29 protein-coding genes and 1 riboswitch are annotated in these 26,178 nt (G+C 72.2%); of the genes, 13 read left to right on the top strand and 16 right to left on the bottom strand.

The window, feature by feature from the left end; all coding sequences use genetic code 11:
• Positions 1–236: 236 nt before the first annotated feature.
• The 6 genes from OG259_RS34755 to bioB form a co-directional block, all read right to left on the bottom strand.
• Positions 237–662 (bottom strand): GNAT family N-acetyltransferase, encoded by a 426-nt coding sequence (locus OG259_RS34755; RefSeq protein ID WP_328945841.1) that lies wholly within the window; start codon positions 660–662, stop codon positions 237–239.
• Between the two features lie 75 nt (positions 663–737).
• Positions 738–1,403 carry a class I SAM-dependent methyltransferase gene (locus tag OG259_RS34760; RefSeq protein WP_328945842.1) on the bottom strand — a complete coding sequence of 222 codons (666 nt, stop codon included), beginning with the start codon at positions 1,401–1,403 and terminating at the stop codon, positions 738–740.
• Positions 1,404–1,413: 10 nt separating this feature from the next.
• Positions 1,414–1,758, bottom strand: a complete 345-nt coding sequence (locus OG259_RS34765; protein WP_328945843.1) for a VOC family protein — start codon at positions 1,756–1,758, stop codon at positions 1,414–1,416.
• 62 nt (positions 1,759–1,820) lie between these two features.
• Positions 1,821–2,555 carry a dethiobiotin synthase gene (gene bioD / locus OG259_RS34770; protein WP_328945844.1) on the bottom strand — a complete coding sequence of 245 codons (735 nt, stop codon included), beginning with the start codon at positions 2,553–2,555 and terminating at the stop codon, positions 1,821–1,823.
• Positions 2,556–2,575: 20 nt separating this feature from the next.
• Entirely contained in the window at positions 2,576–3,856 is a 1,281-nt protein-coding gene (locus OG259_RS34775) for an adenosylmethionine--8-amino-7-oxononanoate transaminase (RefSeq protein ID WP_328945845.1), read from the bottom strand.
• Positions 3,857–3,861: 5 nt separating this feature from the next.
• Entirely contained in the window at positions 3,862–5,109 is a 1,248-nt protein-coding gene (gene bioB, locus OG259_RS34780) for a biotin synthase BioB (protein WP_328945846.1), read from the bottom strand.
• Between the two features lie 143 nt (positions 5,110–5,252).
• Between bioB and OG259_RS34785 the strand changes: the two genes are divergently transcribed.
• Together OG259_RS34785 and OG259_RS34790 are read left to right on the top strand one after the other, a co-directional pair.
• The gene (locus OG259_RS34785) at positions 5,253–6,440 is read left to right on the top strand and encodes an 8-amino-7-oxononanoate synthase (RefSeq protein WP_328945847.1); all 1,188 of its coding nucleotides are present in this window, start codon (positions 5,253–5,255) and stop codon (positions 6,438–6,440) included.
• Between the two features lie 162 nt (positions 6,441–6,602).
• A complete protein-coding gene (locus tag OG259_RS34790) occupies positions 6,603–7,040 on the top strand; it encodes an ATP-binding protein (RefSeq protein ID WP_328945848.1) in 438 nt (145 codons plus the stop codon).
• A 76-nt stretch (positions 7,041–7,116) separates the two neighbouring features.
• On the opposite strand, the gene OG259_RS34795 is transcribed toward OG259_RS34790, so the two are convergent.
• The 3 genes from OG259_RS34795 to OG259_RS34805 all read right to left on the bottom strand — a co-directional run bounded on the left by OG259_RS34795 (position 7,117) and on the right by OG259_RS34805 (position 9,054).
• A complete protein-coding gene (locus OG259_RS34795) occupies positions 7,117–7,593 on the bottom strand; it encodes a C40 family peptidase (RefSeq protein ID WP_266902737.1) in 477 nt (158 codons plus the stop codon).
• A 3-nt stretch (positions 7,594–7,596) separates the two neighbouring features.
• A riboswitch (cyclic di-AMP (ydaO/yuaA leader) is annotated at positions 7,597–7,718 on the bottom strand.
• A gap of 399 nt (positions 7,719–8,117) precedes the next feature.
• Entirely contained in the window at positions 8,118–8,423 is a 306-nt protein-coding gene (locus OG259_RS34800; RefSeq protein ID WP_328945849.1) for a hypothetical protein, read from the bottom strand.
• Between the two features lie 7 nt (positions 8,424–8,430).
• Positions 8,431–9,054, bottom strand: coding sequence for an ATP-dependent Clp protease proteolytic subunit (locus OG259_RS34805; protein ID WP_328945850.1), 624 nt, complete (start codon positions 9,052–9,054; stop codon positions 8,431–8,433).
• Between the two features lie 58 nt (positions 9,055–9,112).
• On the opposite strand from OG259_RS34805, the gene OG259_RS34810 reads away from it, so the two are divergent.
• Positions 9,113–9,391, top strand: a complete 279-nt coding sequence (locus tag OG259_RS34810; protein WP_030316684.1) for a type II toxin-antitoxin system Phd/YefM family antitoxin — start codon at positions 9,113–9,115, stop codon at positions 9,389–9,391.
• A gap of 146 nt (positions 9,392–9,537) precedes the next feature.
• Here the strand turns inward: OG259_RS34810 and OG259_RS34815 are convergent, their stop codons facing one another.
• The gene (locus OG259_RS34815; RefSeq protein ID WP_328945851.1) at positions 9,538–10,545 is read right to left on the bottom strand and encodes an ABC transporter permease; all 1,008 of its coding nucleotides are present in this window, start codon (positions 10,543–10,545) and stop codon (positions 9,538–9,540) included.
• A 105-nt stretch (positions 10,546–10,650) separates the two neighbouring features.
• Between OG259_RS34815 and OG259_RS34820 the strand changes: the two genes are divergently transcribed.
• The 8 genes from OG259_RS34820 (at position 10,651) to OG259_RS34855 (ending at position 17,742) form a co-directional block, all read left to right on the top strand.
• Positions 10,651–11,268, top strand: a complete 618-nt coding sequence (locus tag OG259_RS34820) for a TetR/AcrR family transcriptional regulator (protein WP_328945852.1) — start codon at positions 10,651–10,653, stop codon at positions 11,266–11,268.
• 198 nt (positions 11,269–11,466) lie between these two features.
• Positions 11,467–11,769, top strand: a complete 303-nt coding sequence (locus OG259_RS34825; RefSeq protein WP_328945853.1) for an urease subunit gamma — start codon at positions 11,467–11,469, stop codon at positions 11,767–11,769.
• A 13-nt stretch (positions 11,770–11,782) separates the two neighbouring features.
• A complete protein-coding gene (locus OG259_RS34830; protein ID WP_328945854.1) occupies positions 11,783–12,166 on the top strand; it encodes an urease subunit beta in 384 nt (127 codons plus the stop codon).
• Positions 12,159–13,880 carry an urease subunit alpha gene (locus OG259_RS34835; RefSeq protein ID WP_328945855.1) on the top strand — a complete coding sequence of 574 codons (1,722 nt, stop codon included), beginning with the start codon at positions 12,159–12,161 and terminating at the stop codon, positions 13,878–13,880. Before OG259_RS34830 ends, OG259_RS34835 begins: the two co-directional genes overlap by 8 nt.
• Entirely contained in the window at positions 13,880–14,545 is a 666-nt protein-coding gene (locus OG259_RS34840; protein WP_328945856.1) for an urease accessory protein UreF, read from the top strand. The genes OG259_RS34835 and OG259_RS34840 overlap by 1 nt, the downstream gene beginning before the upstream one ends.
• Before the next feature lie 19 nt (positions 14,546–14,564).
• Positions 14,565–15,242 carry an urease accessory protein UreG gene (ureG, locus tag OG259_RS34845; protein ID WP_266902717.1) on the top strand — a complete coding sequence of 226 codons (678 nt, stop codon included), beginning with the start codon at positions 14,565–14,567 and terminating at the stop codon, positions 15,240–15,242.
• Complete coding sequence (locus OG259_RS34850) at positions 15,239–15,982, top strand: urease accessory protein UreD (RefSeq protein ID WP_328947266.1); 744 nt, start codon at positions 15,239–15,241, stop codon at positions 15,980–15,982. The genes ureG and OG259_RS34850 overlap by 4 nt, the downstream gene beginning before the upstream one ends.
• A 179-nt stretch (positions 15,983–16,161) precedes the next feature.
• A complete protein-coding gene (locus OG259_RS34855) occupies positions 16,162–17,742 on the top strand; it encodes an alpha/beta hydrolase (RefSeq protein WP_328945857.1) in 1,581 nt (526 codons plus the stop codon).
• 52 nt (positions 17,743–17,794) lie between these two features.
• On the opposite strand, the gene OG259_RS34860 is transcribed toward OG259_RS34855, so the two are convergent.
• Together OG259_RS34860 and OG259_RS34865 are read right to left on the bottom strand one after the other, a co-directional pair.
• Positions 17,795–18,832: an NAD-dependent epimerase/dehydratase family protein gene (locus tag OG259_RS34860; protein WP_328945858.1), complete on the bottom strand. Its 1,038-nt coding sequence runs from the start codon at positions 18,830–18,832 to the stop codon at positions 17,795–17,797.
• A 98-nt stretch (positions 18,833–18,930) separates the two neighbouring features.
• On the bottom strand, positions 18,931–19,614 hold the full coding sequence (locus tag OG259_RS34865) for a lysophospholipid acyltransferase family protein (protein ID WP_328947267.1): 684 nt from the start codon (positions 19,612–19,614) through the stop codon (positions 18,931–18,933).
• Positions 19,615–19,693: 79 nt separating this feature from the next.
• Here OG259_RS34865 and OG259_RS34870 point away from each other — a divergent pair, with 79 nt between their 5' ends.
• On the top strand, positions 19,694–20,734 hold the full coding sequence (locus tag OG259_RS34870; protein WP_328945859.1) for a DUF3048 domain-containing protein: 1,041 nt from the start codon (positions 19,694–19,696) through the stop codon (positions 20,732–20,734).
• 112 nt (positions 20,735–20,846) lie between these two features.
• Positions 20,847–22,643, top strand: coding sequence for an ATP-binding SpoIIE family protein phosphatase (locus tag OG259_RS34875; RefSeq protein ID WP_328945860.1), 1,797 nt, complete (start codon positions 20,847–20,849; stop codon positions 22,641–22,643).
• A gap of 172 nt (positions 22,644–22,815) precedes the next feature.
• Here the strand turns inward: OG259_RS34875 and OG259_RS34880 are convergent, their stop codons facing one another.
• The 4 genes from OG259_RS34880 to OG259_RS34895 form a co-directional block, all read right to left on the bottom strand.
• Positions 22,816–23,028 carry a hypothetical protein gene (locus OG259_RS34880; protein ID WP_266902705.1) on the bottom strand — a complete coding sequence of 71 codons (213 nt, stop codon included), beginning with the start codon at positions 23,026–23,028 and terminating at the stop codon, positions 22,816–22,818.
• A gap of 166 nt (positions 23,029–23,194) precedes the next feature.
• On the bottom strand, positions 23,195–24,145 hold the full coding sequence (locus tag OG259_RS34885) for a cytochrome c oxidase assembly protein (RefSeq protein WP_328945861.1): 951 nt from the start codon (positions 24,143–24,145) through the stop codon (positions 23,195–23,197).
• Positions 24,146–24,248: 103 nt separating this feature from the next.
• The gene (locus OG259_RS34890) at positions 24,249–25,274 is read right to left on the bottom strand and encodes a 6-phosphofructokinase (protein ID WP_266902701.1); all 1,026 of its coding nucleotides are present in this window, start codon (positions 25,272–25,274) and stop codon (positions 24,249–24,251) included.
• A gap of 170 nt (positions 25,275–25,444) precedes the next feature.
• Positions 25,445–26,173 (bottom strand): type 1 glutamine amidotransferase, encoded by a 729-nt coding sequence (locus OG259_RS34895; RefSeq protein WP_189803859.1) that lies wholly within the window; start codon positions 26,171–26,173, stop codon positions 25,445–25,447.
• Between the last annotated feature and the right edge of the window lie 5 nt (positions 26,174–26,178).

The following is a 26,178-nucleotide window of genomic DNA, read 5'->3' on the forward strand; positions in this document are numbered from 1 at the left end:
CCGTCCCATGATCAGCCAGGGGGAGGGGGAATGCTCGATGTCGGCTGTCGGAGCCGGTGCTTTCGGAAGCAGTACGGAAATCGGTACTACTGGGAGGCTCGCCCATGGGCGGACGCTCACACCTTTCGGTCGTCGGGTCGTCTGGATGAGAGACCATGGTAAAGGATCGGCAAAACGGTGTGGTGACCGGTCCAGGGGCAGGTCAGCACGGTTCGGTTCGGGGCTTCGTTCGTGGCTCAGCCGGTGAGCGGCTTCACCCAGCGGCGCCAGTGGTCCTCGCGCCCGTACCCGGCCGCCGTCCAGAGCCCCTGTCCCGTCTCGTTCGCCTCCAGGACCATGGCGTCCACGCGCCGCCCGCCGAGCGCGACGAAACGATTCTCGGCCGCTCGCAGGAGGGCGGTGGAGATGCCACGCCGACGGTGGGAAGGCAGTACGGCGAGCCGGTAGACGTGGGCGCGCCAGCCGTCCCAGCCCGCGATCACGGACCCGACGATCAGACCGTCGGCCAGGGCGAGGAGCAGCGCCTCGGGGTCGCGCTCGACGAGCCGGGTCACCCCGTTCACGTCGTCCGAGATGGACGTCCCCTTGGCGGACTCCTTCCAGAAGGACAGCACGGCCTCGGCGTCGTCGGGGGTGGCGGCGCGTATCTGCAGATCGATCATGACCGGATCCCATCACGCGGGCCGAGCCGTCGCCGGGATTTCCGGTATGCGGGACGGTCCGCGGGGAGGGCGGCGCTACCGGCGTGCCGCGCCGAGCACACAAGGGGAGGACGGCAGCCGCGGGCCCTTCTCGGGAACGTCGAACGAGCGGTACGGGCCCAGGGCGAATCCGGCCGCCTCGATCGCCGCGAGCGGGGCCCGGGAGGTGTGGCAGCCGCCGAACAGCAGCGGCCAGACCGTCCGGTCGAGTCCCCGCTGCACCCGCGCGAGGCCGGGTGTGTCCGCCATGCCGTGTTCGAAGAAACGCAGCTCGGCGCCGGGGCGAAGCACCCGGTGCAGCTCGGCGAGGGCCTGCGGGAGATTCCGTACCGTACAGAGGACGAGCGAGGCCACCGCCCCGTCGAAGGACGCGTCCTCGAGCGGCAGCGCCTCGGCCGTGTCCGGGAGGACGGTCACCGGGACCGGGGCCAGGACCGCGGCCTCCTGGGCCAGTCGACGGAGCCGGGACTCCGGTTCGAGGGCCACCACCTCGGTGACCCCGGCCGGGTAGTGCGCGAAGTTCAGCCCGTTGCCGGCTCCGATCTCGATCACCCGTCCGGACAGCCCGGCGAGCAGCTCCTCCCGCAGTTCACCGAGCCCGCCCTTGGCGTCGGCGGACACGCTGAACCGGGCGTAGAAGCGGGCGAACAGCGGATGGTGGACACGGGGCGGCACGGGCAGGGAAGAGCTCGGCGGTGTCATCGGAGCCTCCTCAGCCCGTCACGAAGCAGAACTCGTTGCCCTCCGGGTCCCGCATGACCTGGAAGGAGCCCTGCTCGTCCTTGACGAGGCCGCCGACCCGGGACGCGCCCGCGGTCAGCGCCTCGTCGGCGGCCACGACAGGGTCCTCGACCTCCAGGTCGAGATGGACACGGTTCTTCACCGACTTGCCCTCCGGCACCCGCTGGAAGGCGAGCCGGACGAACCCCGGCGGGTCCACGTACGACCAGTCGGTGCTCCGGTCGACCGGAGCACCGCCGAGCAGCCCGGCCCAGAAGCGGACGAGTGCGGCCGGATCGGCACAGTCGAAGACGATCTCCTGAACGTGAGCGCGCATGCCTCCAGCCTACGGAGTGGCAACCCCCGCGTCCCTCGTGACGAGGCCCCCCACGTCCCTCGCTACGAAGCTCCCGCGTACGGCTCCGCGAACCGCTCCCGGAACGCCCCCGCGTCCCACGTACCCCCCAGGGCCGGGCTCAGCCAGCCGCCCGCCGCCGCCCGGAACTCCGCCGGGCCGAGCGAACCCGACCCCTCCGGTACGGCCCCGAGGAGCGGCGCGCCCGCCTCCTGCGGCAGGTCCGCGAGATTGCAGCGCATCGCCAGGTCCGGCGCGTCCGGCCAGCTGCCGATCACGACGCCCAGCTGCTCGATCCCGCGCGCCCGCAGCGCCTCCGCCGTGAGCGTCGTGGAGTTGAGCGTGCCCAGACCGGCCGGGACCACCACCAGGACGGGTGCGCCGAGCAGCGCCGCCGCGTCCGCGAGCGTGCCGCCCTCCTCGTCGAAGCGGACGAGCAGTCCGCCCGCCCCCTCCACGAGCACCAGGTCGTACTCGGCGGCCAGCTTCCCGGCGGCCTCGGCGACCTCCGCGGGCCCGACCGGGGCGAGCCCGGCCCGCCGGGCCGCGGTCCCCGGAGCCAACGGCTCCGGGAAACGGCCCAGCTCGGCGGAGCCCACGGCACCCGAGAGCCGGACGACCTCGTCCGCGTCACCCCGCTCGTCCGGCCCGACACCGGTCTGCGCGGGCTTCAGGACGGCGACCGACCGGCCGGCGGCCGTGGCGATCGCGGCGACGGCGGCCGTGACGACGGTCTTGCCGATCTCCGTGCCCGTACCGCTGACGACGATGATTCCCACTGTTCTCCCCGCTCTTCCGATCAGCCCGCGGCCGCCGCCGCGCACACCGCGGCGCAGATCCGGGCCAGGTCCTCGTCGCCCGTCACGTACGGCGGCATCGTGTAGATCAGGTCGCGGAACGGGCGTACCCACACGCCCGCCCGGACCGCGGCGCGCGTGGCCGCCGCCATGTCGACCGGGTGGTCCAGCTGGACGACGCCGATGGCGCCGAGCACCCGCACCTCGCGGACGCCCGGCAGGTCGGCGGCCGGGGCGAGCCCCTCCCGCAGTCCTGCCTCGATCCGCTTGACCTCGACCCGCCAGTCCTGGGAGAGCAGCAGGTCGATCGAGGCGAGGGCCACCGCGGAGGCCAGCGGGTTGCCCATGAAGGTCGGCCCGTGGGCCAGGACCGGGACCTCGCCCTGCGAGATCCCGTCCGCGACCCGGCTCGTGCAGAGCGTGGCCGCCATCGACAGATAGCCGCCGGTCAGCGCCTTGCCCAGGCACATCACATCGGGGGAGACCCCCACCTGGTCGGCGGCGAACAGCGTTCCCGTACGCCCGAACCCCGTGGCGATCTCGTCGAAGACGAGCAGCACGTCGTGCGCGTCGCAGGCCTCGCGCAGCACCCGCAGGTACTCGGCGTCGTGGAAGCGCATCCCGCCCGCGCCCTGCACCACCGGCTCCACGATCACGGCGGCCAGTTCGTGCGCGTGCTTCCCGATCTCGGTCCGCAGGAGTTCGGCGTACGACTCCTCGTACGCCGCCGGCGGGGCGTCCACGAACACCTGGGGCTGGAGCACTCCGGTCCACAGCTCGTGCATCCCGCCGTCGGGGTCGCACACCGACATCGGCTGCCAGGTGTCCCCGTGGTAGCCGCCGCGCCAGGTGAACATGCGGCTCTTCTCGGGGCGGCCCAGCGAACGCCAGTACTGCAGGCACATCTTCACCGCCACCTCGACGGAGACCGACCCCGAGTCGCTGAGGAAGACGTGCCGCAGCGGCTCGGGGGTGATCTCGACGAGCCGGGCGGCGAGCCGGACGGCCGGCTCATGGGTGAGCCCGCCGAACATGACGTGGCTCATCCGGTCCAGCTGGCCGCGCACCGCCTCGTTGAGCACGGGGTGGTTGTAGCCGTGGACCGCGGACCACCAGGAGGACATGCCGTCGATCAACTCGGCCTGCCCCTCGGAGGGTTCGGCGAGACGGAGGCGCACCCCGGACGCGGACTCGACGACCAGCGGATCCGTACGGCCCGGCATGGGGCCGTACGGATGCCAGACGTGGGCCCGGTCGAGGGCGATCAGTTCGTCGTTGCGCACGGCCGTCACGCGTTCGGCGCGAGGTCCGTGCCCGCGCCCCGGCGGCGCACGGCGACCAGGTCGGTCCGCGCCTGGTTCGCCGCGGCCTCCGTCTCGTCGGCGGCGACCGGCGCGTGGCCCCCGCACGGACCGCAGCCGCCGCCCGCCTCGGCGTGCGAACCGCAGCCCGCACCCTCCGCCGCGTCGTGCGAGCCGCAGCCCGCCGACGCCTGGGAACCGCAGCCGCCGCCCGCCGCGGCGAGCGCGTCCGCACGGTGCTTCGGGAGCGTGGTCGTGCCCGCGCCCTCCACCTCGAAGCCCGCGTCCGCGATCATGTCCAGGTCGGCCTGGCCGGCCTGGCCCTCGCTCGTCAGGTAGTCGCCGAGGAAGATCGAGTTCGCGATGTTCAGCGCGAGCGGCTGCATCGAGCGCAGGTGCACCTCACGGCCGCCGGCGATCCGTACCTCGACGTCGGGGCAGACGAACCGCACCATCGCGAGGATCCGCAGGCAGCGCTGCGGGGTGAGGTTCCACTCCTTGGCGAGCGGGGTGCCCTCGAAGGGAATGAGGAAGTTGACCGGTACCGAGTCGGAGTCGAGCTCGCGCAGCGCGTAGACGACGTCGACGAGGTCCTCGTCGGTCTCGCCCATGCCCGCGATCAGACCCGAGCAGGCCGACAGACCGGCGGCGTGCGCCTTCTGCACGGTGTCCACCCGGTCGGCGTAGGTGTGGGTCTTGGTGATCCCCTCGTACGTCGCCTCGGACGTGTTCAGGTTGTGGTTGTACGCGTCGGCGCCGGCGTCCCGCAGCCGCTCCGCCTGTCCGTCCGAGAGCAGACCGAGGCAGGCACACACCTCGATGCCCTCGTTCTGCTCCTTGATGGCCTCGATGGTCCTGCCGACGCGCTCCACGTCCCGGTCCGTCGGACCGCGACCGCTCGCCACCAGGCAGACCCGCTTCGCCCCGCCCGCGACACCCGCGGCGGCGGCCTGGGAGGCCTCGTCCGGCTTCAGCCAGGTGTACTTGAGGATCTCGGCCTTGGAGCCGAGCCGCTGCGAGCAGTACGAGCAGTCCTCGGGGCAGAGCCCCGACTTCAGGTTCACCAGGTAGTTGAGCTTCACCCGCCGCCCGAACCACTGACGGCGCACCTTGCCGGCCGCCGCCACCACATCGAGCAGTTCGTCGTCGGAGGTCGCCAGGACGGCGAGCGCTTCTTCACGGGTCGGCAGCTCGCGCCGCAGCCCCTTCTCCACCAGCGTGTTCAGCAGGTCCATAAGCGTTGATCCTCGCCTACCGCCCACCCCCGGGCCAAGGAGGATCCGAACAAACGCCCCCGATAGAGGTGTGTGGATGACCACATCCCGACCTCGGCATCCTTTGGTTAGGGTCTGTGCGCTGCCTACAAAAGGATCGCCGCATGCCACAGGCCGACGACGCACGGGCCGCGGGCCCGCGCCGGACCGCGTTCGACTGGACCGACGCCGAGGCGCGCCGCCGCGCGGACGCCGGTCTCGTCCGTACGCTGCGGCCCCGGGCGGCCGAGTCGGACCTGCTCGACCTGGCGAGCAACGACTACCTCGGCCTCACCCGGCGTCCTGAGGTCACCGAAGCGGCGGCCGAGGCGGCGAGGAGCTGGGGCGCGGGTTCCACCGGCTCACGGCTCGTCACCGGCACCACCCGGCTGCACACCCGGCTGGAGCGCGAGCTCGCCGATTACTGCGGATTCGAGGCGGCCCTCGTCTTCTCCTCCGGCTACACCGCCAACCTGGCCGCGCTCACCGCGCTCGGCGGCCGGGACTCCCTGATCGTCTCCGACGCCTCGAACCACGCCTCGATCGTGGACGGCTGCCGCCTCGCGCGCGCCGAGACGGCCGTCGTACCGCACACCGACCCCGAGGCCGTACGCAAGACCCTGGACGCCCATCCCGGGCGCCGGGCCCTGGTCGTCAGCGACTCCGTCTTCTCCGTCGACGGCGACAAGGCCCCGCTGCCGGAGCTGGCCACGGCCTGCCGCGCGCACGGCGCCGGACTCGTCGTGGACGACGCCCATGGCTTCGGCGTCCTCGGCGAAGGCGGCCGGGGCGCCCTCCACGAGGCCGGACTCGCGGGTGACGAGGACGTCGTCGCCACGCTGACCCTCTCCAAGTCCCTCGGCAGCCAGGGCGGTGCCGTCCTCGGCCCCGCCCGGGTGATCGAGCACCTGGTGAACGCGGCCCGCACCTTCATCTTCGACACCGGGCTCGCCCCGGCCGCCGCGGGCGGCGCGCTCGCGAGCCTGCGCCTGATCAGGGCCGAGGCCGGCCTCGCCGAGCGGGCCCGTACCGTCGCGACCACGCTGTACCGCCTGCTCACGGAGGCCGGCCTCACGGCCGCGCGGCCCGACGCGGCCGTCGTCTCGGTGCGCGCGCCCTCCCCGGAGGCGGCGCTGCGCTGGGCGGCGGACTGCCGCGAACAGGGCCTGGCGGTCGGCTGCTTCCGGCCGCCGTCCGTACCCGACGGCATCTCGCGGCTCCGGCTCACCGCCCGCGCCGATCTGACGGACGCGCAGATCGAGCGTGCGGTGGCGACGATTCTGCGCACGGCGCCGGCCGGCCGGCAGGACTGACGAGACGCCCAAGAGCGTTTGGGAACCCCAGAGTTCACCGCTTCGGGCGACAGATGGGGACATATCTTGGTGGAACGCCGCCCGGCGCGGCACGATCGGTGGCACTCTGACGCGAAGCGCAATCCGGGGCAGCCGCCCCGGCGGGAAAGGGACAGCGTCGCCATGGCAGATCACCAGGAAGCATCCGTCACCCTGCCGAGCGATCCCGCCTCGGTCCCCACGGCCCGCCGGTACGTCGCGGACGTCCTCACCGGCTGGGGCCTCGACGATGCCGCGGAGATCGCGGACGCGATCCGTCTGATCGTCTCCGAACTCGCCACCAACGCCGTCCTGCACACCCTCGGCCAGTCGCCCACCTTCACGGTCGACGTGCGTCTGGAGCGGGAGGAACGGCTCCGCATCGGCGTCACCGACAGCCATCCGCGCCGGCCGCGGCGCCTCCCGGCGGCCGTCCAGCAGGACAACGGGCGGGGCATGGTCATCATTCGCGTCCTGGCGGCGGAGGCCGGGGGTCGGCTGTCCGTCGCACCGACCGACGACGGCGGCAAGACGGTCTGGATCACTCTTCCGTGGACGGTCGCCCCCGTGGCCAGCTGCTAGGGGTCTCCTGTCCTGTCGGTCAGGGGTACGGCGGCGCCACCGCACCCCTCACGGACGAACCGCTACCGCTGCCTGATCAGCGGACGCGGCCGTAGTAGACCTTCGACGACCAGATCCTGTCGAGCTTCACCCAGGAGCCCGTCTTGGGCGAGTGCCAGACCTTGCCGTTGCCGGCGTAGATGCCCACGTGGTAGACCCTCCCGCCGGAGTGGAAGAAGACCAGGTCCCCCTTCTGCCTGGTGGAGGCGGAGATGTGCCGGGTCTTGTTGTACTGCTGCTGCGCGGTGCGGGGCAGCGACTTGCCCGCCTTCTTGTACGCGTAGAGCGTCAGACCGGAGCAGTCGAACCTCGTGGGTCCGGTGCTCCCGTACCGGTACGGAGCTCCCTTCTTGGACGCGGCGACGCTCAGTGCCTTGTTCGCGTGCGTGGTGGCTGCCTGGGCCTCCGTCGCCGCACCGGGTGCGAACAACGTGCCGCCGACGGCGGCGAGGGTGAGAGCCGAGACGGCTCCGGCCCGGGACAGCAGGGACGGGACGTGCATCTGCGCGGTCATGCGCAACCCTTCGTCAGCCGCCTGCGAAGGATGACCTGTCGGGTTCGGGCTGGCGAAGATGCCCGGCCGCTGACGCGGCTTCACCCCAAGGGACGGCCCCGCTGCCGAAGCAGCGCGTACGTCCCGTAAAAATCGGGTCCTCCACTCCTGCCGATCCAATCCTGTCGACCAGACGTCCGGGACAGCGGCAGGACTCGGCGTCCGCCCGGACCGCCCCGCCGTGGTGGCGGGGGCTTGTCGTCGACAGGGATCTTGACCCACACCAAGGTCGAAATCCGAGCTGAAACGGCGATATGTGAGGCTCCTCACGACTGATCCGTTCGGGTGGACAGACAGCCTTTGTGATCTTCGGAGGTTTGGCCTATGAGCCTCGCACCAGCGGCGGAACGTCCCATTCCGCCAGATGCGTACATCTGTTGCGCAACTCGTCCGACACATTTGTCGACTCGTCAACTACGCCGAACGGGGGAGCGATTCTGCGGCGCGTGTCGGCCGTCCGGGCCTCGACACGACACGCGGAAATGTCAACTCGCCCGAGTTCGCGGGACGGTGACGCGGTGTGCTCTGCGCTCCCCGTCCAACACCCTGAGGGCGCGCGCCAACGTGTCCGCGTGCACCTCGCTCTCGCCCCGCATATGCATGAGTGTCAGGGCCTGGAGGAGCGCCTCCGCCCGCCCCACCAGGGCTTGTGCGGCGCGAAGTGCTCCATAGGTATGCGCGCCTCTGGATGGATTGATCTTCCCGAGGAGGTCGACGACTTCGAGGTAGGCGTCGACGAGTTCACCCTCGGCGCGTGTCAGCGCGGGCAGCGGCGGCAGCTCGGGGACCATGGTCGGCTCACCCCGCCGTGCCGCCGGCGCCCGAGCGCCGGTTCGTGATCACGTGGTCCACCAGGCCGTACGAGACCGCCGCCGACGCGTCCAGGACGGTGAGGCGGTCGAGGTCGGCGTCGATGCGCTCCCGGTCCTGCCCCGTGTGCTCGGTGAGCATCCCGGCCACCAGGGCGCGCAGCCGGAGGATCTCGCGGGCCTGGAGGTCGAGGTCGCTCAGCTGGCCCTGTACCGGCTCGTCCACGGTCGGCTGCTGGAGGGTGATCCGGGCGCCGGGCAGGACCATGCGCTTGCCCGGGGTGCCGGCGGCGAGCAGGACGGCGGCGGTGGACGCGGCCTGGCCGAGGCAGGTGGTCTCCACGTCGCAGTGGAGCGAGCGGATCGTGTCGTAGATCGCGGTCATGGCGCTGATCGAACCGCCGGGGGAGTTGATGTAGAGCGAGACGTCCTGGTCCGGTGCCGCGTGGTCCAGGTAGAGGAACTGGGCGATGACGTCGTTGGCCGACGTCTCGTCGATCGGCGTCCCGAGGAAGACGATCCGGGACGCGAGGAGCTTGGAGTAGGGGTCGAGGGTCCGGGTTCCGTAGCTGGTCCGCTCCGTGAACTCGGGCAGGACGTGGCGAGCCTCCATGGCGGGTACCTCCATCTGTAAAAAATGTACAGGACGTACAACCCGTAAGATGGGGAGCATGACCTACGAGATCCCGGTGACGCAAGCGCGAGCCGAGCTCGCCGACCTGATCAACCGCGTCGTGTACGGCGGTGAGCGCGTCGTCGTCACCCGCCACGGGAAGCCCCTCGTCGCCCTGGTCTCCGCCGCTGACCTGGAGGAACTCGAGGCGGCCGAGAAGCCCGCCGACGAGCAGGTGATCAGCTCGGTCTCCGGCCTCCACTCCCTGGACTCCGCTACCGGCGAACAGCGCCGCTTCGGCATCGCCGCCCACCACCGCGAGCCCGGCGTCTCGTAGGGGGTGCCTTGCGGGGACACCCCCGAGCGCGCCCGCCCGTCGGCCCCTCCTCCTCATAGGCGCATACGGAAAAGCCGCGTGCCCCCGTCCGCTACAGCGGGGGCACGCGGCCGTCTTCTTCGCGCTACGGTCTCGGTGGACCGGGCTCAGCCCGCGCGCGCAGGAATCGGGGTCACCGCAAAGACCGGTTCCGTGGGTTCCGTGCGCCGCCGCCGGGATCCCAGCACGGTCGCGGTGAGACCCGCCGTCGCCCAGAGGGCGAGGACGAGAAGCGGTCCGCCCGCCGCCGCGCCCTCGAAGGAGGAGACGGACCGGAGGGCCGAGCCGGCGGCGCCCGGCGGCAGCCAGCGGCCGATGGCGCCGACGGCGGTCGGCAGGAGTTCCGGTGCGCTCGACACCCCTGAGAAGGGGTTGCCGAGGAGGATCATCAGCAGCGCCCCGAGCCCGAGGCCCGGCTTACCGACGAGCGCCGCGAGCCCCGCGAACGTCGATCCGATCGCCAGGACGGTGAGGCCGAGCACGCCCGCCTCGGCCCACCAGTTCCCGCCGAGCGCGCCGAGCCAACTGTGCGCGAGGGCCGCGCCGACGGCGCCCGCGAGCGTGGCGGCGCCGACGAGGGCGGCCACCGCGCGCCCGCCGCGCAGGCCGAGGAGGGTCGCGAGGACTCCCGCCGCCGCTCCGGCCAGGGCGAGCGGCAGCAGGCTGGAGGCGAGCACGGCCCCGCGCGGGTCACCCGCCGGGGCGGCGACCACGTCCGTGACCAGGACCTTCGTGCCCTCCGGGGCCTGTGCGGTCACGGCCTCCCGCAGCAGTCCGGCGACCACGGGGCTCGCCGCCGAGGCGGTGAGGAGTTCCGTACCGCCCGGGGTGACGACCACCGCTCCGTATACATCCCGGTCCTCTATCGCGGCGCGGGCCGCCGCCTCGTCCTCGTAACGGTGGACCTCGAAGGCCCCCTCGTGCCGGGCGAAGCCCTGTTCCAGGGCCGTGGCCACCGTGGCGGGACCCGCGACGCCGATCGGCAGGTCGCGGGGTGCCGTCCGGGAGGCGGGCCACGCGAAGGCCCAGAGGGTCAGGGCGACGACGACGGGGATCAGCACCATCACCGCGATGGTCCTGCGCCCCGCGTCGACGGCGGTGGCGTTGGCGGACATGGCGTCCTCGATTCAAAGAGAAGGATCGTTCGTTTTTATATGAGCCTCACTGTCCTGTGAGGGTCGGAAGTTGTCAAGAATGAATATTCGTTTTAGGTTCGGGTCATGGCTCGTGTCTCCCAGGAACACCTCGACGCCCGGCGGCGGCAGATCCTCGACGGTGCGGCGCGCTGTTTCGCCCGCAACGGCTTCCACGCCACCTCGATGCAGGACGTGCTGAGCGAGGTCGGCCTGTCGGCCGGCGCGGTCTACCGGTACTTCCGCGGCAAGGACGAGATCATCGCGGCCATCGCGACCGAGGCCTTCGCCGGTATCCGGGGCGCCTTCGAGGAGGCGTCCAGGACCACGCCGCCGCCCACCCCCGACGTGCTGATCGGCGCGGTGCTCCGGCTCTTCCTGGAGGAGCGGATCGAGGGCGCCGACCGGCAGGCCTTCGCGCGCCTGATCATCCAGGTGTGGACGGAGACCCTGCGCAACGAGCAGCTCGCGCAGACCCTCTCCGAGGGGTACAACGGGATGCGCGTCGTCTGGGCGGATCTGGTCGCCGTCTACCGGCAGAGCGGCATCCTGTCCGCCGACGTCCCCGACGACCATGTGGCCCGCACGCTGATCGCCGTCGTCCAGGGCTTCATCGCCCAGCAGGCGCTTTTCGGTGATGTCGCCGTCGACGTCCTGGAGGACGGGCTCCGGGGTCTGATGTCCATGTCGGTCGACCCGGTCTGACGATCGGGCGGTCTGGCGATCGGGGGTCCGGGCCGACGATCATGAAAACGCAAAGCCGGAGTTAACGAGCCGGAAAAACTTCCGCCCTAACGTGCAATGTCTGGCCGCGAGCCGCATCTCCGCAGTTCAACAAGGTGTTGAAGGTCGGTAGGGTCCGCAGCTGCCGGGTGTCCCGGTCGACGACTGTGAGGTGGAAGAGTGCAACTGAGCCCGCACGAACAGGAACGCCTGCTCATCCATGTGGCGGCGGACGTCGCCGAGAAGCGCCGGGCTCGGGGTCTGCGTCTCAACCACCCCGAGGCCGTCGCCCTCCTCACCTCCCACATCCTGGAAGGTGCCCGTGACGGCCGCACCGTCGCCGAGCTGATGGCCTCCGGGCGCAAGGTGCTCACCCGCGACGAGGTCATGGACGGCATCCCCGAGATGATCCACGACGTCCAGGTCGAGGCCACCTTCCCCGACGGCACCAAGCTCGTCACCGTCCACGAGCCCATCCTCTGAACGGGCCGCGCCGATGATCCCCGGAGAGATCCTGTACGCGGACGGCCCCGTGGCCCTCAACGAGGGCCGACCCGTCACGCGCCTGACCGTGCTCAACGCCGCCGACCGGCCCGTCCAGGTCGGCTCCCACTACCACTTCGCCGAGGTCAACCCCGGCCTGGACTTCGACCGCGCCGCCGCGCACGGCCGACGGCTGCACATCGCCGCCGGGACCGCCGTCCGCTTCGAACCGGGCATCCCCGTCGAGGTCGAACTCGTCCCGCTCGGCGGGCGTCGCATCGTGCCCGGCCTGCGCGGCGAGACGGCGGGCCCGCTCGACGCGTCCGCCCACCAGACCGGCGACGTCGCCGGCGAGCCCGGCGAAGCCGACGAGACCCAGGGGGCCGACCGTGCCTGAGCTGCACCGCGCCGTCTACGCCGACCTGTTCGGCCCCACCACCGGCGACCGCATCCGGCTCGCCGACACCGACCTCCTCGTCGAGATCGAGGAGGACCGCAGCGGCGGCCCCGGCCGCGCCGGTGACGAGGCCGTCTTCGGCGGCGGCAAGGTCATCCGCGAGTCCATGGGCCAGGCCCGCACCACCCGCGCCGAGGGCGCCCCCGACACCGTGATCACGGGCGCCGTGATCATCGACCACTGGGGCGTCGTCAAGGCCGACATCGGCATCCGGGACGGCCGGATCACCGCCCTCGGCAAGGCGGGCAACCCCGACACCATGGACGGGGTCCACCCCGACCTCGTGATCGGCCCCGAGACCGAGATCATCGTCGGCAACGGCCGGATCGTCACCGCCGGAGCCGTCGACGCCCACGTCCACTTCATCTCGCCGACCGTCGTCGAGCAGGCCCTCGCGACCGGCGTCACCACCCTGGTCGGCGGCGGTACGGGACCGGCCGAGGGCACCAAGGCGACCACCGTCACCCCCGGCCCCTGGCACACGGCCCGGATGTTCGAGGCCCTGGACACCTTCCCCGTCAACATCGGTCTGCTCGGCAAGGGCAACACCATGTCCCGGGAGGCCATGCACTCCCAACTGCGCGGCGGAGCCCTCGGATTCAAGATCCACGAGGACTGGGGCGCCACCCCCGCCGTCATCGACGCCTGCCTGGGCGTCTGCGAGGAGACGGGCGCCCAGCTCGCCATCCACACCGACACCCTGAACGAGGCGGGCTTCGTCGGCGACACGCTCGCCGCCATCGCCGGGCGCACCGTCCACGCGTACCACACGGAGGGCGCCGGCGGCGGGCACGCGCCGGACATCATCACGGTGGTCTCGGAGCCGTACATCCTGCCCAGCTCGACCAACCCGACCCGGCCGCACACCGTCAACACCATCGAGGAACACCTCGACATGCTGATGGTCTGCCACCATCTGAACCCCGCAGTCCCCGAGGACCTCGCGTTCGCCGAGTCCCGGATCCGGCCCTCCACCATCGCCGCCGAGGACGTCCTCCACGACCTGGGCGCCATCTCGATCATCTCCTCCGACTCCCAGGCCATGGGCCGCATCGGCGAGGTGATCATGCGCACCTGGCAGACCGCCCACGTCATGAAGAAGCGACGCGGAGCCCTGCCGGGCGACGGCCGCGCCGACAACCACCGCGCGCGCCGCTACGTCGCCAAGTACACGATCAACCCGGCCGTCGCCCAGGGCATGGACCACCTCATCGGCTCGGTCGAACCCGGCAAGCTCGCCGACCTGGTCCTCTGGGAGCCCGCCTTCTTCGGGGTGAAGCCGCTCACCGTGCTCAAGGGCGGCCAGATCGCCTACGCGCAGATGGGTGATGCCAACGCCTCCATCCCCACCCCCCAGCCCGTGCTGCCCCGCCCGATGTTCGGCGCGCTCGGCAAGGCCGCGGCGGCCGGCTCGGTCAACTTCGTCGCCCAGGCGGCGATCGAGGACGACATCGCCCAACGGGTCGGTGTGGACAAGCGGTTCACGGCGATCGGCACCACCCGGCGGGTGACCAAGGCGGACATGCGGGAGAACGACGCGCTGCCCCGGGTCGAGGTCGACGCCGACACCTTCACCGTCACGATCGACGGCGAACCGGTCGAGCCCGCGCCCGCCGCCGAACTGCCCATGGCCCAGCGCTACTTCCTCTTCTGATGACGAGTCGCGCTGCCCTCCTCGTGCTCGCCGACGGGCGGTTCCCCGCCGGCGGGCACGCCCACTCCGGCGGGGCCGAGGCCGCCGTCAAGGCCGGCCGGATCACCGACGCGACGAGCCTCGCCGCGTTCTGCCGCGGCAGGCTGCACACCGCCGGTCTCACCGCGGCGGCGCTCGCCGCCGCGGCCGCGCTCGGCCACGACCCGTACGCCCTCGACGCGGCCGCCGACGCCCGCACCCCCTCACCCGCCCTGCGCGCAGCCGCCCGCAAGCTCGGCCGGCAGATGATGCGCGCGGCCCGCGCCACCTGGCCGTGCCCCGAACTCGACGCGCTCGCAGCCGCGTTCCCGCGCGGCGCCCACCAGCCCGTCGTCCTCGGCATCGCCGCCCGCGCCGCCGGGCTCGGCCCCGAGGACGCCGCACACTGCGTCGCGTACGAGACCGTCAGCGGCCCCGCCACCGCCACGGTCCGGCTGCTGAGCCTGGACCCCTTCCAGGCCACCGCCGTCCTCGCCCGCCTCGCCCCCGCCATGGACCTGGTCGCCGAGGAAGCGGCAGCCGCCGCCCGGCAGGGCATCGACGCCCTGCCCGCCGCCTCCGCGCCCCTCCTCGACATCACCGCCGAGCAGCACGCGGCCTGGCCCGTCCGCCTCTTCGCATCCTGAGAACCACTGGAGCCGCCCCATGCACCTCGACCACTCCCACGACCACCTCGGCGCCGTCTCCGCCGACGCCCACCGCCCCGACGGCACCCGCCGCGCCCTGCGGATCGGACTCGGCGGACCCGTCGGCTCCGGCAAGACCGCCACCGTCGCCGCCCTCTGCCGGGTCCTGCGCGACTCCCTCTCCCTCGCCGTCGTCACCAACGACATCTACACCCGCGAGGACGCCGAGTTCCTGCTCCGCAACGCCGTCCTGCCTCCCGAGCGCATCCAGGCCGTCGAGACCGGCGCCTGCCCGCACACCGCCATCCGCGACGACATCTCCGCCAACCTCGAAGCCGTCGAGGAGCTGGAGGACACCGTAGGCCCGCTCGACCTCATCCTCGTCGAGTCCGGCGGCGACAACCTCACCGCCACCTTCTCCAAGGGCCTCGTCGACGCCCAGATCTTCGTCATCGACGTGGCCGGCGGCGACGACATCCCGCGCAAGGGCGGCCCCGGCGTCACCACCGCCGACCTCCTCGTCGTCAACAAGACCGACCTCGCCCCCTATGTGGGCTCCGACCTGGAACGGATGGCGCGGGACGCCGAGGAGCAGCGCGGCGAGCTGCCCGTCGCCTTCACCTCGCTGCGCGCCGAGAACGGCGTCGCCCCGGTCGCCGACTGGGTCCGGGCCCAGCTCGGAGCATGGACCGCGTGAGCCTGCGCGCCACCGCCCGGATCGCCGCCGCCGCCGACGGCGGGCTGCCGCTCCTGGTGAGCGACGGGCCCTTCGCCCTGCGTCGCACCAGAGCCTCCGGGCCGTACACCCGGGTCACCGTCGTCGGGGCGATGAGCGCCCCGCTCGGCGGTGACCGGCTCGCGATCGAGACCGAGGTACGGGACGGGGCCCGGCTCCTGGTCGACTCGGCCGCCGCCACCCTCGCCCTGCCGGGCCGGAGCGCCGAGCCCGCCGCGTACGACGTCCGGATCACCGTCGGGGAGGAGGGCGTGCTCCGCTGGCTGCCCGAACAGCTGGTCTCCGTCCACGGCTCGGAGCTGCGGATGCGTACGGTCGTCGAACTCGCCGCCACGGCACGGCTGGTCCTGCGCGAGGAGCAGATCCTCGGCCGACACGGCGAACCGCCCGGCACTCTCGTCACCCGCCTCACCGTCCACCGGGCCGGTCGCCCCCTCCTCGACCAGGAGCTGGCCTTCGGCCCCGGCGCTCCCGGCGGCTGGGACGGCGGCGCGGTCCTCGGCGGCCACCGGGCCACCGGACAGCTCCTCGTCGTCGACCCGGCGTTCGGGGGGAAGCCGGTGGAGCCACGGCTGCTCGGGGAGAACGCCGTCGTCACGCCGCTCGCGGGACCCGCGGCCCTCGCCACCGCCGTCGCCCCGGACGCCCTCACGGTGCGGCGTCTGCTCGACACCGCTCTGTCCGAACTCGCCCCGTTCTGACCTGACCTGCGCGGCCGCCGAGAGGTCACCGCTCAGCGGTACACCGTTCACCGGTTATTGGTTCGGCAAAGAAACACGCGTTCGCCCTTTCATCGGGAGCCTCCGGAACGAAAGGATCCCCCGGACAGCCAACACACAGCGTCGCCACGGGGGGTGGCGCTCATCTTGGGGGAGAACACTTGAGACGTACGGCAGTGCTCGGCTCGGCCGGCACTCTGATATCGGGCACGCTCGTCCTGGGCGCACTCGCGGCCCCGGCGGCGAACGCCGACAGCAACCGTCACCTGCGTGACGCCGAGGCGATCGGCGTCACCGTCGCCGCGTCGCGGGCCGCCCAGGCCGGCATCGACTGGCAGGACTGCCCTGCCGACTGGGGCCTGGAGAAGCCGATCCAGTGCGGCTGGGTCACCGTCCCCGTCGACTACGCGAAGCCCAACGGCAAGAAGATCAAGATCGCGGTCGACCGGATCAACGCCACCGGCACCCCCGCCGAGCGCCAGGGCGCGCTCCTCTACAACCCGGGCGGCCCCGGCGGCTCCGGCCTGCGCTTCCCGCGCCGGGTCACCACCAAGAACGCGATCTGGGCGGGCGCCGCCAAGGCCTACGACTTCGTGGGCTTCGACCCGCGCGGCGTCGGCAAGTCGGCCCCCATCTCCTGTGTCGACCCGGCCGAGTTCGTCAAGGGTCCCAAGCTCGACCCGGTCCCCGACAGCGAGGCCGACAAGCTGGCGCAGCGCAAGCTCGCCGCCGAGTACGCCAAGGGCTGCGCCGAGAAGAGCGGCGACATGCTGCCCTTCATCAACACGCGCAACACCGCGCGTGACCTCGACGTCATCCGCGCCGCCCTCGGCGAGAAGAAGCTCAACTTCGTCGGCGTCTCCTACGGCACCTACCTCGGCGCGGTCTACGGCACCCTGTTCCCGACCCACGTCCGCCGCATGGTCCTCGACAGCGTCGTGAACCCGTCGACGCGCAAGATCTGGTACGAGGTCAACCTCGACCAGGACATCGCCTTCGAGGGCCGGCTCAAGGACTGGATGACCTGGGTCGCCCAGAACGACGCCACGTACCACCTCGGCGACACCCTGGCGGAGGTCCAGCAGCAGTGGGTGACCCTGCGCGCCGCCGCCAAGAAGGAGCCCCTGGGCGGCAAGGTCGGCCCGGCCGAGCTCATCGGCTTCTTCCAGAACGCCCCCTACTACGACTCCATGTGGGCCCCGGTGGCCGAGGCGTGGAGCGCGTACGCCGCGGGTGACCCGCAGCCGCTCATCGACAACGCGGCCTCGGACCCGACCGACACCGCCGGCAACGCGGCCTCGGAGAACGGCAACGCCGTCTACACCGCGGTCGAGTGCGCCGACACCCCCTGGCCGACCAGCTGGAAGAAGTGGGACCGGGACAACAGCCGGCTCCACCAGCAGTACCCCTTCATGACCTGGGCCAACGCATGGATGAACCTGCCCTGCGCCACCTGGTCCGCGCCGCGCCAGCGCCCGACCGAGGTGAAGACCGGCAAGGGCCTGCCGCCGGTGCTCATCGCCCAGTCCGAGCGCGACGCCGCCACCCCGTACGCGGGCGCCGTCGAGCTGCACAAGCGGTTCAAGGGCTCGCGCCTGATCACGGAGAAGGACGCCGGCTCGCACGGCATCACCAGCCTGGTCAACCCGTGCCTCAACACCAAGGTCGAGGCCTACCTGCTGACCGGCAAGCTGGACGCCACGGACCAGACCTGCGCCCCGCACGCCACCCCGAAGCCGTAACACGCTGACGGCCCGGTGAGGGGAGGGACGGCCGTCCCTCCCCTCACCCGTGTCACCCCCGCGACGCCAGCCAGGCGTCCTCCGCCGCGTAGTCGAAGAAGTCCACCCCGTACTTCGCGAGACCGGGGAACGCCTCCCGCCACGCACGGCCCGCCACCCGCTCGGTCAGCCACGCGACCGTCTCCGGCAGCGAATCCGCGTACGACACCACCGGCCTGTACCCCAACTCCCGCTCCGCCGCCGCCATGTCGTAGACCACGGAACGCGGCGCCGTCCACGGGGTGGACCCCACGATGTCCTGCGGCGGCGCGCCCTCGATCAGCACCGTCTCGCTGCTGACACCCATGACCGCGTCGATCGCCGCCCCGATCTCCGCCACCGTCGGCGCCTCCGGGTCCCCGCCGTTCAGCACCCGACTGCCCGGGTTCGCCGCCGCCAGCCGGACCAGCTCCGCGAGGTTGTCCACGTGCACCGGGTGGAACCGTGAGGTGCCCTCGTACGCGAGAAGGCGCACCGGCCGCCCGTCCAGCGCCCGCTTCACGAACCACAGCTCCCGCGGACCAGGGGAGTACGGCCCGTGGATCGCGCCCGCCCGCAGCACCGTCGTCGGCAGGGCGTCGCCCGCCGCCAGCAACTCCCGCTCAAGCGCCACCTTCCGGGTGCCGTAGGTGCCGTCGCCGGGCGCCACCGTCCGCCAGTCCTCCGGGATCGGCAGCGGGTAGTCGGGGAAGCCGTCCGGCCGGTCCTGGGTGTCGAAGCTGCGCCCCTGCTCGTCCTCGTAGACGGCGCCGCTGGACACCACCACCGCCGAACCGATCCGGTCCGCGAGCCCCGTCAGCTGCCGCCCGTGCCCGGCGTCGTACGCGACGATGTCGACGAGCACGTCGACGCCCTCGCCCAGGCCCGCCGCGAGCGCGCCCTCCTCGGTCCGGTCGAGCGCCACCGACCGGACCTCGGCCGGCCACCTCTCGTCCCTGCCGCCGCCCCGCGAGGCGGCCGTCACCTCCCAGCCGTCCACGACGAGCGCCCGCACGGCCGCCCGCCCCACCTGTCCCGATCCACCCAGCACGAACGCGGTTCCCTTGGTCATGATCGTGACGCTACGACCGCCCGGTGCGGCGGCCCAGGGTTTGCGCCGAGCGCGGATCCGCTCACAGCGTTCGGGGCACGGGAACTTTCCCGCCCGGCTCAGCCCTCCGCCTCCGCCGCCTTCACCACCGCCGCGTAGTCGTCCACGTACTCCTGTCCGGACAACCGGAGGATCTCGTACATGATCTCGTCCGTCACCGCACGGACCACCGCCCGCTCACCCGCCGACCCGGCGAACCGGGAGAAGTCCAGCGGCGCCCCGAACCGGATCGTGACCCGGCGGATCCTCGGCACGACCTTCCCCGGCGGCTGGATCTCGAAGGTCCCCACCATCGCGCAGGGCACCACCGGCACCCCGGCCGTCAGCGCCATCACCGCCACGCCCACCTTCCCCTTGTAGAGCCGCCCGTCGTGCGAGCGCGTCCCCTCCGGATAGATGCCCAGCAGCTCGCCCTTGTCGAGCACACCGAGGCCCTCCCGGATCGCCGCCTTCCCCGCCTCCTTGCCCGAGCGGTCGACCGGGATCTGGCCGGCCGCCCGGAAGAAGGCGGCCGTCAGCCGGCCCTTGATCCCCGGCCCCGTGAAGTACTCCTGCTTCGCGAGGAACGTGATCCGCCGGTCGAGGACGACCGGCATCAGGAAGTGGTCCGAGAAGGAGAGGTGATTGCCCGCGACGATCGCCGCGCCCTCCTCCGGGATGTGCTCAAGACCTTCGATCCGCGGCCTGAACAGCAGCTTGAGGAGCGGTCCGAGCAGTACGTGCTTCATCAGGTGGTAGAACACCCGCGACCCCCGTTCGTCGTCCGTCAAGCCCGTTGTATCCGTGCGAGGGCCCGTGGTCCACTGGTGGGGGAGCGTCACCATGACGGGCGAGCGCGGAACCAGGCGTCCCGGCCGCGTCCTCACCGCGCTGCTGTGCGCGGTGGCGGCGGCCGGGCTGTACGGCTGCTCCGACTCGGGCCCGCCGGAACCGGCCCCCACGCCGACTCCCGTTCCCGCCACCACGAGCCCCACTCCCACCACGCCCGCGCCGACCACCCCCGTGCCCGCCGGGCGCTCCCCCTTCACCGGTCTTCCCGCGCGCCCGGCGCCGGTCCTCGCCGTCAAGATCGACAACGTGGCCGCCGCCCGCCCCCACACCGGACTCGGCGCGGCCGACCTGGTCTACGTCGAGCAGGTCGAGGGCGGCCAGACGCGGCTCCTCGCGGTCTTCTCCTCCCGGCTCCCGGACAGGACGGGTCCCGTCCGCAGCGCCCGCGAGTCCGACATGGAGCTGCTGGCGCAGTTCGACGACCCGGCACTCGCCTACTCCGGCTCCCAGACCGCCCTCAAACCGCTGCTCAAGGCGGCGCCGCTGCACGCACTGCCCCCGGAGGACGCGCCCCGGGCCTTCGTCCGCAGCGAGGCCCGGCCCGCACCCCACAACCTGTACCTGCTGCCCGGACGGGCCCTCGCGGCGGCCCCCGGAGTCGGCACGGCCCAGGACATCGGCTTCCGCTTCGGCCCGGCTCCCGAGGGCGGTACCCCGGTCCACGAACGCACCGTGCGCTATCCCGCCGCCCGGTACACCTTCACCTGGGCCCCGGCTGACAAGGCCTGGCGGGTCGCGATGGACGGCCGCCCGGCCCGGACCACCGACGCCGGGTCGCTGAAGCCGACGACCGTCGTGGTCCAGTACGTCGACATCCACCCCTCGCGCTTCCACGACTTCCTCGGCAACGTCTCCCCGTACACCGAGACCGTCGGCAGCGGCACCGCGCTCGTCCTGCGCGACGGGCGCGCCCACGAGGCCCGCTGGTCCCGGTCCTCGGCGACGGCGGGCACGACGTTCACGACCCCGAGCGGAGCGCCGATGACCTTCGCCCCGGGCCAGGTCTGGGTGGTCCTCGCACCGCGGGCGTAGACGGTGAGGGGCCAAACGAATACCGGCCAATCCGTATGTCTGTGCACAACGGCCCCTTCCGGTGCATGCTGTGCATCACGATGCGTCACGTACCCGTCTGGAGGCCGAGAGAGTGTACGGCGGCAACCGGCGACGGCGCCTGACCAGCAGGGTCACGGCCGGAAGCAGCGCAGCGCTGCGCTCGGCCGTGCGGCGCGGGAGGCCCGGCCGGAACGGTGAAGGAGCCGGCTTCGACCCGCTCTCCACCCGCGGGCGGCTCGCCTGGCTGAATTCGGCCAGCGCCAGCATCGGGACCACCCTCGACCTGGAGCGCACCGCCCAGGAGCTGGCCGAGTTCACCGTCCCCGACTTCGCCGACGGCGCCGCCGTGGACATCCTGGAGGGCGTCCTGCGGGGCGAGGAGGGCTCCCGGTGGACGGGCACCGGCATCCCCCCGATGCGCGCCACCGCCATCTGTGCCATCGAGTCGCTGACCTCCCTGGAGCCCACGCCGGTGGGCGAGACCTCCGCCGTCCGCGTGGAGCAGCACGAGACGCTGCTCCACCGGTACTGCCTGCGGCAGGGGAGACCGGTCCTCCTGAGCCGCATGCGGCAGGACGACTTCATCAAGGTCGCGCCGACCCGGAGCGCCGCGGAGAAGATGCGTGCCGCCGGGGTGCACAGCTACCTGGCGGTGCCGCTGATCGCCCGCGGGCTGCTCCTGGGCAGTGCCGACTTCGTGCGCGGTCCGGGCACGCCCCCGTTCTCCTCCACGGACCTGGCACTCGCGGAGCAGCTCGCCTCGCAGGCCGCCGTCTTCATCGACAACGCCCGGCTCTACGGACGCGAGCGCGCCCACGTCGTCGCGCTGCAGCGCAGCCTGCTGCCGCGCGCGACGCCGGTCACCCCCGGACTACGGGTGAACGCCGAGTACGCGCCCTCGGCGGCCCAGCACGGGGTGGGCGGCGACTGGTACGACGTGATGGCCCTGCCCAGCGGCCGTACGGCCCTCATGGTGGGTGACGTCATGGGGCACGGTCTGGCCGCCGCCGCGACGATGGGGCGGCTGCGCGCGGTCGGCCGCACCCTGATCGCCCTGGACATGGCTCCTGAACGCGTCCTGGCCCGGCTCGACCTCGCCACCCGGGACCTGGAGGACGAGCAGGTCGCCACCTGTCTCTGCGCGGTCTACGATCCGGTCGACTCCACGTACACGCTCGCCAGCGCGGGTCATCTGCCGCCGCTGCTGCTCGACGGACGGGGCGGCGCCGACTTCGTGGACGTGCCGGTCGGCGCCCCGCTCGGCGCGGGTGTGATCCCCTACGACCCGGTGCGCCTGACAGTGCCGGAGAGCAGCCATCTGGTCATGTACACGGACGGCCTCGTCAAGTCCCGGCACGCGGACCTGGACCATCAGCTGGACCTCCTGCGCACGGCGGCGCGCGGCCTGGGGCCCGCCGCCGTGGAGAGCGGCGGACTGGTGGAGCGGGCGCCGGCCGGTGCCTCGCGCTTCGACGAGGCGGTGCTCCTCGGAGCGACGACCACCCCGGCCGACCCGGCCGACCTCCGCGTCTGGCGGTTGCCCCAGGAGGGTCGGGCCGCGTCCGTGGCGCGGGGCCTGGTCACGGACCAGCTCGCCGCGTGGGGCCTCGCGGAGCTGGCCGACGTGTGCGAGCTCGTCGTCTCCGAGCTGGTCGGCAACGCGCTGCGCTACGGCAACGGCCCCGGTGAGCTCCGGCTGCTGCGCGGCGACCGGCTCGTCGTGGAGGTCTCGGACACGGGCCCGGACCTGCCCCAGATCCAGCACGCGGACCTCAGCGACGAGGGTGGCCGGGGCCTCCAGCTGATCAACATGCTGTGCCGCAGATGGGGATCCTGCCGTACGGTCTCGGGCAAGGTCGTCTGGGCGGAGCAGAACCTGCCGTCCTGAGGCGGACCTCGGCCGCACGTGACCTTCGGCGCCGGACGGCCGGACGGGGCCACCGGGGCAGGGTCGGCCTCGCCGGACCGCTGAGGGACCGCACCCGGGGACACTCGCCTCCGCCGGACCGCTGTGGGACCGCCCGGGGACATCCACCTCGCCGGACCGCCCAGGGGCGTCCCTAAGGGCGTGCGGCCCCCGGGCCGGCCGGTGGCCGCGGTTGCGGCCCGGACGGGGTCGCGCTGTCCGACGCGGCCAGGCCGATCGTCGCCACGGCGAGGACCACCGAGCCGAACCAGAGCCAGCCGCTGCTGCCGAGCGCCACCGTGTACGCCGTGGTCAGCACCACTGCGGCGCAGGTGAGCACCGCCATCGTCTTCGTGCCACCGGACATCAGTCCGCCCTCCTCCCGACCGAGGTCGTGGAAGCCGTCCAGGCCATCGTGACCCCCCGAGAGGGGCGCGCGCTACTCCCCGGACGCTCCGGCGTGCGCCGGAAACGGGACCGGGCCCGGTCCCGACACCGGGCCCGGCACGGGACCGCTCACCGCACGCGGATCGTCACCGACCACCGGTCCGGAGCGAGGCGAGGTACGCGTTGTACGCCTCCAGCTCCTTGTCCCCGTCCCGGTCGGCTGCCCGGTCCAGACGGACCGCCTGCCGCTGCTCGGAGTGGTACCACTGGTAGACCAGCGCGATCAGCACCAGCACCGACGGGATCTCGCTGAACGCCCAGGCGATGCCGCCCGCCGCGTTCTGGTCGGTGAGGGCGTCGATCCCCAGCGAGGCCGGCGGGCTCTGGTACGCCTTGACCATCGGCTCCGAGGCCATCATCAGCGCGATGCCGAAGAAGGCGTGGAACGGCATGCCCGCGAACAGCTCCAGCATCCGCATCACATAGCCCGGCCGGTGCGGACCCGGGTCGACGCCCATGATCGGCCAGAAGAAGACCACGCCCACCATCAGGAAGTGGACCATCATCCCGATGTGGCCCGGCTTCGAGCCCATCAGGAAGTCGAACAGCGGCGTGAAGTACAGCGCGTACAGGCTCGCGATGAACATCGGGATCGTGAAGCCGGGGTGCGTGATCACCTTCATGTACCGGCTGTGCAGCAGCTTCAGGAGCAGCTCGCGCGGCCCCGTCGAGCCCCGGCCCGCCACCGGCAGCGCCCGCAGGGCCAGCGTCACCGGCGCACCGAGCAGCAGCAGGATCGGCGACAGCATGGAGATCACCATGTGCTGGACCATGTGCACGCTGAACATGACCATGCCGTAGTCGTTGAGCTTGGTGCACATGACGAGCGCGATGGTCAGCACGCCGACCGCGAAGAACACCGTCCGGCTCACCGGCCACGCGTCCCCGCGCCGCCGCAGCCGCGCCACGCCCCAGCCGTACAGACCGAGCGCCGCGAGGCAGCCGATCAGGAAGAACAGGTCGGGAGAGAACTCCAGGCCCCGTCCCAGCGTGAACGGCGGCAGATCCGTGGTCATGCCGTGCCCGCTGTGATCCATCGTGTGCACTCCTGGAGCCCGATTCGCGCTTGTTGTCCGCACCAGACTAGAACCGCCCCCGGCCGCGACTGCGACCGGGGGCGGTGTCACTGGCGGGCGTGGCTCAGATCACGCACTCGGCCTCGGCGTAGCGGTCGGCGGGGACCGTCTTGAGGCTCTCCACGGCCTGGGCCAGCGGGACCATCGTGATGTCCGTGCCGCGCAGCGCCGTCAGCATGCCGAACTCGCCGCGGTGCGCGGCCTCGACCGCGTGCCAGCCGAAGCGGGTCGCGAGGACACGGTCGTACGCGGTCGGGGTGCCGCCGCGCTGGACGTGACCCAGGATCACCGGACGGGCCTCCTTGCCGAGCCGCCGCTCCAGCTCGACGGAGAGCTGGTTTGCGATCCCGGTGAAGCGCTCGTGGCCGTAGATGTCGGTACCGGCGGTCTTGAACTCCATCGAGCCCTCACGCGGCTTCGCGCCCTCGGCGACGACCACGATCGCGAACCGCTTGCCGGCCTCGAACCGCTCGCCGACCCGGGCGGTCAGCTCGTCCATGTCGAAGGGACGCTCGGGGACCACCACGGCGTGCGCGCCGGCGGCCATGCCGGAGTGCAGCGCTATCCAGCCGGTGTGACGGCCCATGACCTCGACGACGAGGACCCGCTGGTGGGACTCGGCGGTGGTCTTCAGCCGGTCGAGGGCCTCGGTGGCGACGGTCACGGCCGTGTCGAAGCCGAAGGTGACGTCGGTGGAGGCGATGTCGTTGTCGATGGTCTTCGGGACACCGACGATCGGGAGGCCCGCTTCGGAGAGCAGGTTCGCCGCCTTGAGGGTGCCCTCGCCGCCGATCGGGATGATCGCGTCGAGTCCCAGGTCGGCGACATGGCCGCGGGCGCGCTCGACGCCGTCGACCAGGTGCGCGGGCTGGACCCGCGAGGAACCGAGGATGGTGCCGCCACGGGCCAGGATGCCGCCCACCGCTTCGAGATCGAGCTTGCGGTAGTCGCACTCCAGCAGGCCCTTCCATCCGTCGAGGAAGCCGATGACCTCGTCGCCGTGGTCGACGACGGCTCGGTGCACGACGGAACGGATGACAGCGTTCAGACCGGGGCAGTCTCCGCCGGAGGTGAGCACGCCAATGCGCATAGCCCAAAAACCTTTGCAACGTGGGCCGACTCCCGGACCACGTCGTCCGGCTGGATCCCCGCCACCCTATCGCCGCAGGGTGGCGGGGCCGAACCGGATGTCCGCACAGTGGACAACGTACGTTCGTACGAGGGACCAACGGCGGTGCGTGTGTTGCCTTCGGACCTGTCCTAGGCGGGCTGGGTGGCGGCCGCGATGCGCTCGGCGCGCAGTGCCTCGTACCAGCGGTCGTCGGTCGGCGGCAGCGCGTTCACATCGAGGGCCAGCTTCAGGAGCAGGTCCGCGATCTGCGGGTTACGGGCCATGACGGGGCCGTGCATGTACGTACCGAAGACGGTGTCGTTGTACGCGCCCTCGGTGCCGTCGCCGGTCCCGTTGCCGTTGCCGAAGACGGTCCGTGCGAACGGCCGGGCCGTCGGGCCGAGATGGGTGATGCCCTGGTGGTTCTCGAAGCCCGTCAGCTGGGGAAGGCCCAGTCGCGGGTCGATGTCCGCGAGGACGTCGCCGACGCAGCGGGCGCCCTCGCCACGGGTCGAGATCACGTCGATGAGGCCGAGACCGGCCTCGCGCTCGCCGAGGTCGTTGATGAACTCGTGGCCCAGGATCTGGTACCCGGCGCAGACCGAGAAGATGATCGCGCCGTTGGAGGCGGCCCGGCTCAGGCCGCCGTCCCGCCGCAGCCGCTCGGCCGCGAGCCGCTGCGGACGGTCCTCGCCGCCGCCGATCAGATAGATGTCGCCCGAGGTCGGCACCGGCTGGTCGCTGCGGACGTCGACGCGCTCGACGCTGAGGCCGCGCTGTTCGGCACGGCGCTGGACGACGAGGACGTTGCCCTGGTCGCCGTAGGTGCTGAGCAGGTCCGGGTAGACCCAGACCAGGCGCAGGCTGCTGTCACTCATGCTGC

The organism is Streptomyces sp. NBC_00250, from assembly GCF_036192275.1.
GTDB lineage: Bacteria > Actinomycetota > Actinomycetes > Streptomycetales > Streptomycetaceae > Streptomyces.